This window comes from Jatrophihabitans sp., from assembly GCF_051960575.1.
GTDB lineage: Bacteria > Actinomycetota > Actinomycetes > Mycobacteriales > Jatrophihabitantaceae > JBQCEE01.
This window is the reverse complement of record NZ_JBQCEE010000351.1, coordinates 1-6636: the sequence shown is the minus strand read 5'-3', so window position 1 is coordinate 6636 and position 6636 is coordinate 1. Positions and strand designations below refer to the sequence as shown.

Sequence of the window (6636 nt, the reverse complement as noted above, 5' to 3'; positions counted from 1 at the left end):
CCCCCGCTGCGCGCCGCGGCGGTCCGACCGGTGGCCGCGCGCCGGGACGCGGTGCCGGGCAGCACGGGCGCCCCTCCGCCTCCGGTCGACGGCTCCGACGGACGTGCGACGTCGGTCATGCGCTCTCCTTCAGGTCACGGGCGGGGGCGATGCGTTCGGCGGCGCGCAGCCGCACCGAGGCGGCGCGCGGGTTGGCGGCGATCTCGTCGTCGGTGGCGGGTTCGCTGCCGCGGGTCAGCAGCCGCAACTCGGGGCCGCGGTCGGCCAGGGACACGGGCAGGTCGACCGGGGTGCGGTCGGTCGCGAGCCGGGCGAAGGCCTGCTTGACGATGCGGTCCTCGAGCGACTGGTAGGAGAGGACGGCGATGCGGCCGCCGACGCGGAGCGCGTCGAGGGCGGCGGGCACGGCGGTGCGCAGCGCGTCCAGCTCGCGGTTCACCTCGATGCGCAGCGCCTGGAAGGTACGCTTGGCCGGGTGGCCGCCGTGGCGTCGCGTCGCGGCCGGGATCGCGTCGCGCACCAGCTCGGCCAGTTCGGCGGTCGAGGTCAGCGGGCTCGTGCGGCGGCGGCGGTCGATGGCCTGCGCGATCCGCAGCGCGAAGCGCTCCTCGCCGTACTCGCGCAGCACCCGGGCCAGGTCGGGCACGGCGTAGCCGTTCACGACGTCCGCGGCCGTGGCGCCCGTGCTCTGGTCCATCCGCATGTCGAGCGGCGCGTCCTGCGCGTAGGCGAAGCCCCGATCGGCGAGGTCGAGCTGCATGGACGAGACGCCGAGGTCGAACAGCACGCCGTCGACGGCCGGCAGGTCGAGCTCGGCGAGCACCTCGGGCATGCGGTCGTAGACGGCGTGCACCAGGTGCACGCGGGTGGCGAAGCGGGCCAGGCGGGCGCGGCTGCGGTCGAGGGCCGCCGGATCGCGGTCGAGCCCGACGAGGGTCAGCTGCGGGTGCGCGGTGAGCAGGGCCTCGGCGTGGCCGCCCAGCCCGAGCGTCGCGTCGACGGCGACCGCCGGCCGGTCGCTCAAGGCGGGGGCGAGCAGGGCCAGCACCCGCTCGAGCAGGACGGGGACGTGCGTGACGGTGGGGACCGGTGGGGGGACGAGTGGGGATGGGTCCGGGGAGACGGCGCGCGGGTCGTCCGGAGCGGTCATGACGTCCTTCGGCGGTGGTGCGGCGGGCGGGGAGTCGCAGGGCCGGTGTCGTCCGGACGGGTCCCCGCCCGTCCCCCACCCGACGGAGGTCGCCTGGCACCGGGGAAGGTGCGCCAGGTGGCGTCCGGGGGTGGTGGACGGGAGGGGGCCGATCGGGACGACGCGCGGCGGGGGGGGGCGGTGGTGCGTGCGGGGTGGTGCGGTCGCGCCGTCAGAACAGGCCGGGCAGCACCTCCTCGGCGACGTCGGCGTAGTCCTGCTCGGTGCTGCTGAGGTACTGCTGCCACGCCTCGGCGTCCCAGACCTCGAGCCGGGTGTTGGCGCCGATGACCGCGCAGTCCTTGCTCAGGCCGGCGTAGTCGCGCAGGTGGGGAGGGATGGTGATGCGTCCCTGGCTGTCGGGTGCCTCGTGGGACGCGCCGGCGAACAGGTGCCGACCGTAGTTGCGCACCTTGACGTCGGTGATCGGGGCCTGGCGCAACGCCTCGGTGAACCGGTCGAACTCGGTGACCGAGAAGACGTAGAGGCAGCGGTCCTGGCCCTTGCAGATCACCAGGCCGCCCTCCAGCTCCGGTCGGAAGCGGGCCGGCAGTGCGAGCCGCCCCTTGTCGTCCAGACGGGGGGTGTGGGTGCCGAGGAACATCGGCGTCACCTCCCGATCCGGGGCTCAGCGGGCCAACTCGCTCCCCGCCTCCCCACTGTCCCCCACTCTAACCCACATCTCCCCCCTCCGGCAGTCCCGTTCTGCTGTGTGTCGCCTCTGCACGCAACAGATCGCGGTCCGGGATCGTCCGAGACTCGTGCCGGAAACCTGCAGCCTCGGCATACTCGTCAGAGGGGTTGATCGACCTCCCAGCGCTCCCCGGCGCTCAGCAGCGACAAGGACGGCGTGCGTGACAGAACTCCATCCGGTGGCGACGCCGCTCGACCGGGGTGCGATGCCGTTGGCCGACGTGCGCGCGGTCGTCGGGCGCATCGCGGCGAACATCGAGCAGGTCATCGAGGGCAAGGCGGACGTCGTCCGGCTGGGTCTGGCGGTCCTGCTCGCCGAGGGCCACCTACTCATCGAGGACGTCCCCGGCGTCGGCAAGACCAAGTTCGCGAAGGCCCTCGCCCGCTCGATCGACTGCTCGGTGCGGCGGGTGCAGTTCACCCCCGACCTGCTGCCGAGCGACCTCACCGGTGTGAGCGTCTACAACAGCGACGAGCGCGACTTCGAGTTCAAGCCCGGCCCGGTGTTCGCCAACCTCGTCGTGGGCGACGAGATCAACCGGGCGTCGCCCAAGACCCAGTCGGCGCTGCTCGAGTGCATGGAGGAGCGGCAGGTCACCGTCGACGGCGAGACCTACCGGCTCGAGTCGCCGTTCCTGGTGCTGGCGACGCAGAACCCCATCGACATGGAGGGCACCTACCCCCTCCCCGAGGCGCAGCGCGACCGCTTCACCGCCCGCATCTCGATGGGCTACCCCGACCGCAACGCCGAGATCGCGATGCTCGCCGAGCACGCGGCCGTCGACCCGCTCGACACCCTGCAGCCCGTCTCGGACGCAACTCAGGTGCGCGCACTCATCGCGGCGGTGCGCACGGTGCACGTGTCGGACGCGGTGAAGGCCTACGCCGTCGACCTCGCCGAGGCGACGCGGCGGGCGCCCGAGGTGCGGCTCGGCGCCTCACCGCGCGCGACGCTGCAGCTCATCCGGGCCGCGAAGGCCTGGGCCGCGCTCGACGGACGCGACTACGTGCTGCCCGACGACCCGCAGCAGCTGCTCGTGCCGGTGCTGGCCCACCGCCTGATCATCACGGCCGAGGCGCACGTCGCCGGCCGCACGGCCGCGGACGTGCTGCACCGCATCGCCCGCAGCACGCCGATCCCGCAGGACGGTCAGGCCGGCGGCCCCACACCGTCCCCGGCCGCCCAGGCGGCACCGGTCTGGTCGCGCTGACGCCCCGCCGTCGTGACCGAGCCGCTGCGATGACCGGGGTGCTGCCGTGAGCCGACGTTCGGTCGGCTTCACCACCCGCGCCACCTGCCTGCTCGCGGCCGGCGCCACCGCGCTCGCCTGCGGCATCGTGCTCGGCGAGCGCGACCTGCTGCGCGTCGGCGTGCTCGCCGTGGTGGTGCCGCTCATCGCCGCGGCGGTGGTGCGCGGGTCGCAGCTGCGCATCGGCAACCGGCGCTCGGTCGAGCCGGTGCGCGGGGTCGCCGGGCAGCCGGTCACCGTGCACCTCACCGTCACCAACCGCTCGGCGCTGCCGACCGGCTCGCTCATGCTCGAGGACCGCCTCCCCTCGGAGGTGCAGGGCCAGGCACGGTTCGTGCTCGACCCGTTGCGCAGCCACGAGTCGCGCACGGTCTCGTACCGCGTGCCGGGTCTCGGTCGCGGCCGGTACCGCGTGGGGCCGCTCCGCGTGCGGCTGACCGACCCGTTCCGCATGGTCGACGTGACCCGGTCGTTCACCACCGCGTCCGACTTCGTCATCGCGCCCGTGGTCGAGACGCTCGGCGGTGTCGAGCCGCCGCGCTCGCACGACATCGGCGAGAACGCGGGCAGCCACTCGATCGGCGTGCACGGCGCCGACGACGCGTCGACCCGCGAGTACCGCACCGGCGACGACCTGCGCAAGATCCACTGGCGGTCGTCGGCACGCACCGGCGCGCTCATGGTGCGGCAGGAGGAACGTCCGTGGCAGGGCCAGGCCACGCTGGTGCTGGACGCGCGGGCCGAGGCGCACCTGCGCCTGCCCGCCGTCGACGGCGTCGACCACCGCGACACCGACAGCCTCGAGTGGGCGGTGAGCGCGGTCGCGAGCATCGGCACCGCGCTGCTGCAGGCCGGGCGCGACGTCGGCCTGTTCGTCGACCCGGTCGAGGCCGAGCGGCAGCGGTTCAGCTCGACCGTGCGGTTCATCGACACCCTGGCCACCCTCGCGCCGTCGCCGCAGGCATCGCTCGCCGGCCTGGCCGTGCCGGTGCGCACGGCGCTGCGCGACTCGATCGTGGTCGCCGTGCTCGGCGAGATCGACCCGCGCAGCCTGCAGGCGCTGGCCGACGCGCACCCGCGCGGCGCCTCGGCCGCCGCGCTCGCGGTGCTGCTCGACGTCGACAGCTGGGACCCGGACGCCGTCCCGGTCGAGGGCGAGCCCTCGTCCGCCGCCGCCGCGGCGGCGGAGCTGCGCGAGGCCGGGTGGCGGGTGGCCGTCGCGCGACGCGGCGACCGGCTGCCGACGGTGTGGCGCACCCTCGCCGCCCCGAGCCTGGTGATGACGTGACCGCGACCCTCCCCCGCCCCGCCCCGGCACCCCCGGGCGGCGGCGCGCCACCGCCGCGGCGACCGGCCCCCGCGGCACCGCACGCGGCCCGCAGCGCCGCCCCACCCACCTTGCTCGCCGTGGTCGCCTGTGCGCTCGGCGCGGTGTCGCTGAAGGCGCTGTTCCGCGATCTCGGCTGGCTCGTCGAGGTGTGGGCGACGTTGGTCGTCGTCATCGGCCCGGCGCTGCTGCTGCGACTGCGGCGTGAGGCGGCGCCGTGGCACATCTGGCCCGGCCTCGTGCTGCTCGTGCCGTGGCTGACGGTGCTGTTCGTGCCGCAGCACGCGATCGGCCAGTGCATCCCCACGAGTGACACGTGGCACGACGTCACCGGGCTGCTCGCCGACCTGCACCGCACCAGCAACAACGAGGTCGCACCCATCCAGAGCACCCGGGCCGTGCGTCTGGTGCTGTGCGCGATGCTCGGCCTGCTGGCGGCGCTGGTCGACCTGATCGCCGTGGTCGGGCGCCACGGTGCGCTCGGTGGGGTGCCGCTGCTGGTCACCTTCACCCTCGCCGGCGCGGTGCCCAAGCACCCGGTGTCGTGGCCGCTGTTCCTGTTCGCGGCCGTCGGCTTCCTCATGCTGCTCGCCCTGGACGCTCGCGACACCCTGGCCGACTGGGGCCGGCGCATCCCGCGGCCGGGCGGTGGTCGTCACCGCGGTCGCCTCGGGATCTCCGCCGTCCGGCTCGGCCTCGTGGCGCTGCTCGTCGCCCTCCTGCTGCCGCTCGCCGTGCCCGCACGCAGCGGCAACGCGCTGCGCGACCTCTTCCGCAGCTCGGGTGGGGCCGGCGGCGGGCTCGGTGTCGGCGGTGGCAACGGCAGGATCAGCCCGCTCGCGGCGCTGGCGGGCGAACTGCACCTGTCGAAGCCGCAGAAGCTGTTCACGGTGCACCTCGAACAGGGCAGCGGCACGCCGTTCTACGCGCGGGTGAACGTGCTGACCGACTACACCGGCGGCGGCTGGCAGCGCGGGCCGAGCGGTGACGAGGAGCCGATCGAGCAGACGGCGTTCGACGGCAGCCCGTCCGACCTGCCGCCCGGCGGACACACCTACCGCGCCACCATCAGCGTGACCGGCCTGCGCGGCAATCCACCCGTCTTCGACCGGCCGTCGCTCGTCTCGGGCGTCGGCCGCGACACCCGCTGGAGCCGGGACGAACTGCTGCTGGTCGGCGACAACGTCGACAGCGGCCAGACGATCACCGAGCAGTGGACGCAGCCGGTGCCCACGCTCGACGAGCTGAACGCCGCCCGGGGCTACGACCCCGCGCTCGAGTCGCTGACCCAGTTGCCGGACAACCTGCCGGCGACCGTGCGGTCGCTCGTGGGTCGGCTCACGGCGAACCAGCCGACCGAGTTCGCGGCCGCCCGTGCGATCTACGACTTCTTCACCAACCCGGTGAACAACTTCCAGTACAGCCTCAGCACCAAGCCGGGCGACTCGGGCAGCGACCTGGTCGACTTCCTGCACAACCGCGCCGGCTTCTGCCAGCAGTACGCCGCCGCCATGGCGGTGATGCTGCGCGTGGCCGACATCCCCAGCCGGGTGGTGCTCGGCTACACGCACCGCGCGCCCGATCGGAACGGCAACTTCACCGTCACCACCGACGAGGCCCACTCGTGGGTCGAGGCGTGGTTCAACGGCGTCGGCTGGGTGCCCTTCGACCCGACACCGCTCGACGGCATCGCGGGCGGCGCGGCGGCCGACCCGCCCTACGCCCGGCACCCCACGCCGAGCCTCGGGCCGAACGAACCGACCGCACCGAATACGACGACCGGGCCGCGACGTCCCGGGTCGGTGAGCACGAGCGTCAGCGCGCCGAGCACGACGACCACCTCGAGCGGGCCGTCGTCGTCGGTCGGCACGGCGGTCTGGGTCGTCCCGCTCGTCATCCTGGCCGTCGCCGTCGTGGTGCTGCTGCCGGCCGCGCTGCGTGAGGCGCGGCGCCGGCGGCGCCGGGCCGACGCCGCCCGCGACCGCGACCCCGGGCCGCTGTGGGCGGAACTCGCCGACACGGCGGTCGACCTCGGCCTCGCGTGGTCGCCGGCCCGCAGCCCGCGGCAGGTCGCCGCGTGGCTGACGCCGGAGGCGCGGAGCGTCGCGGTCGGCGGCAGGTTCGAGCTGATCTTCTCGCTGTTGCCGCCGCGCGTCGTGCGCAGCCGATCGATTTGC

Annotated in this window: 5 protein-coding genes; 3 read left to right on the top strand and 2 right to left on the bottom strand. The window is 74.5% G+C overall.

What is annotated here, in order from left to right:
- Positions 1-115: 115 nt before the first annotated feature.
- Complete coding sequence (rsmH, locus tag ACTHMS_RS19520) at positions 116-1150, bottom strand: 16S rRNA (cytosine(1402)-N(4))-methyltransferase RsmH (RefSeq protein ID WP_440308328.1); 1035 nt, start codon at positions 1148-1150, stop codon at positions 116-118.
- 211 nt (positions 1151-1361) lie between these two features.
- Positions 1362-1793: a division/cell wall cluster transcriptional repressor MraZ gene (mraZ, locus tag ACTHMS_RS19515; RefSeq protein ID WP_440308327.1), complete on the bottom strand. Its 432-nt coding sequence runs from the start codon at positions 1791-1793 to the stop codon at positions 1362-1364.
- A gap of 295 nt (positions 1794-2088) precedes the next feature.
- On the opposite strand from mraZ, the gene ACTHMS_RS19510 reads away from it, so the two are divergent.
- The 3 genes from ACTHMS_RS19510 to ACTHMS_RS19500 form a co-directional block, all read left to right on the top strand.
- Positions 2089-3093, top strand: a complete 1005-nt coding sequence (locus ACTHMS_RS19510; RefSeq protein WP_440308329.1) for an AAA family ATPase — start codon at positions 2089-2091, stop codon at positions 3091-3093.
- Positions 3094-3139: 46 nt separating this feature from the next.
- Entirely contained in the window at positions 3140-4420 is a 1281-nt protein-coding gene (locus ACTHMS_RS19505) for a DUF58 domain-containing protein (RefSeq protein WP_440308326.1), read from the top strand.
- On the top strand, positions 4417-6636 hold a 2220-nt coding region (locus ACTHMS_RS19500), incomplete at its 3' end, for a transglutaminase family protein (protein WP_440308325.1). The genes ACTHMS_RS19505 and ACTHMS_RS19500, both read left to right, overlap by 4 nt.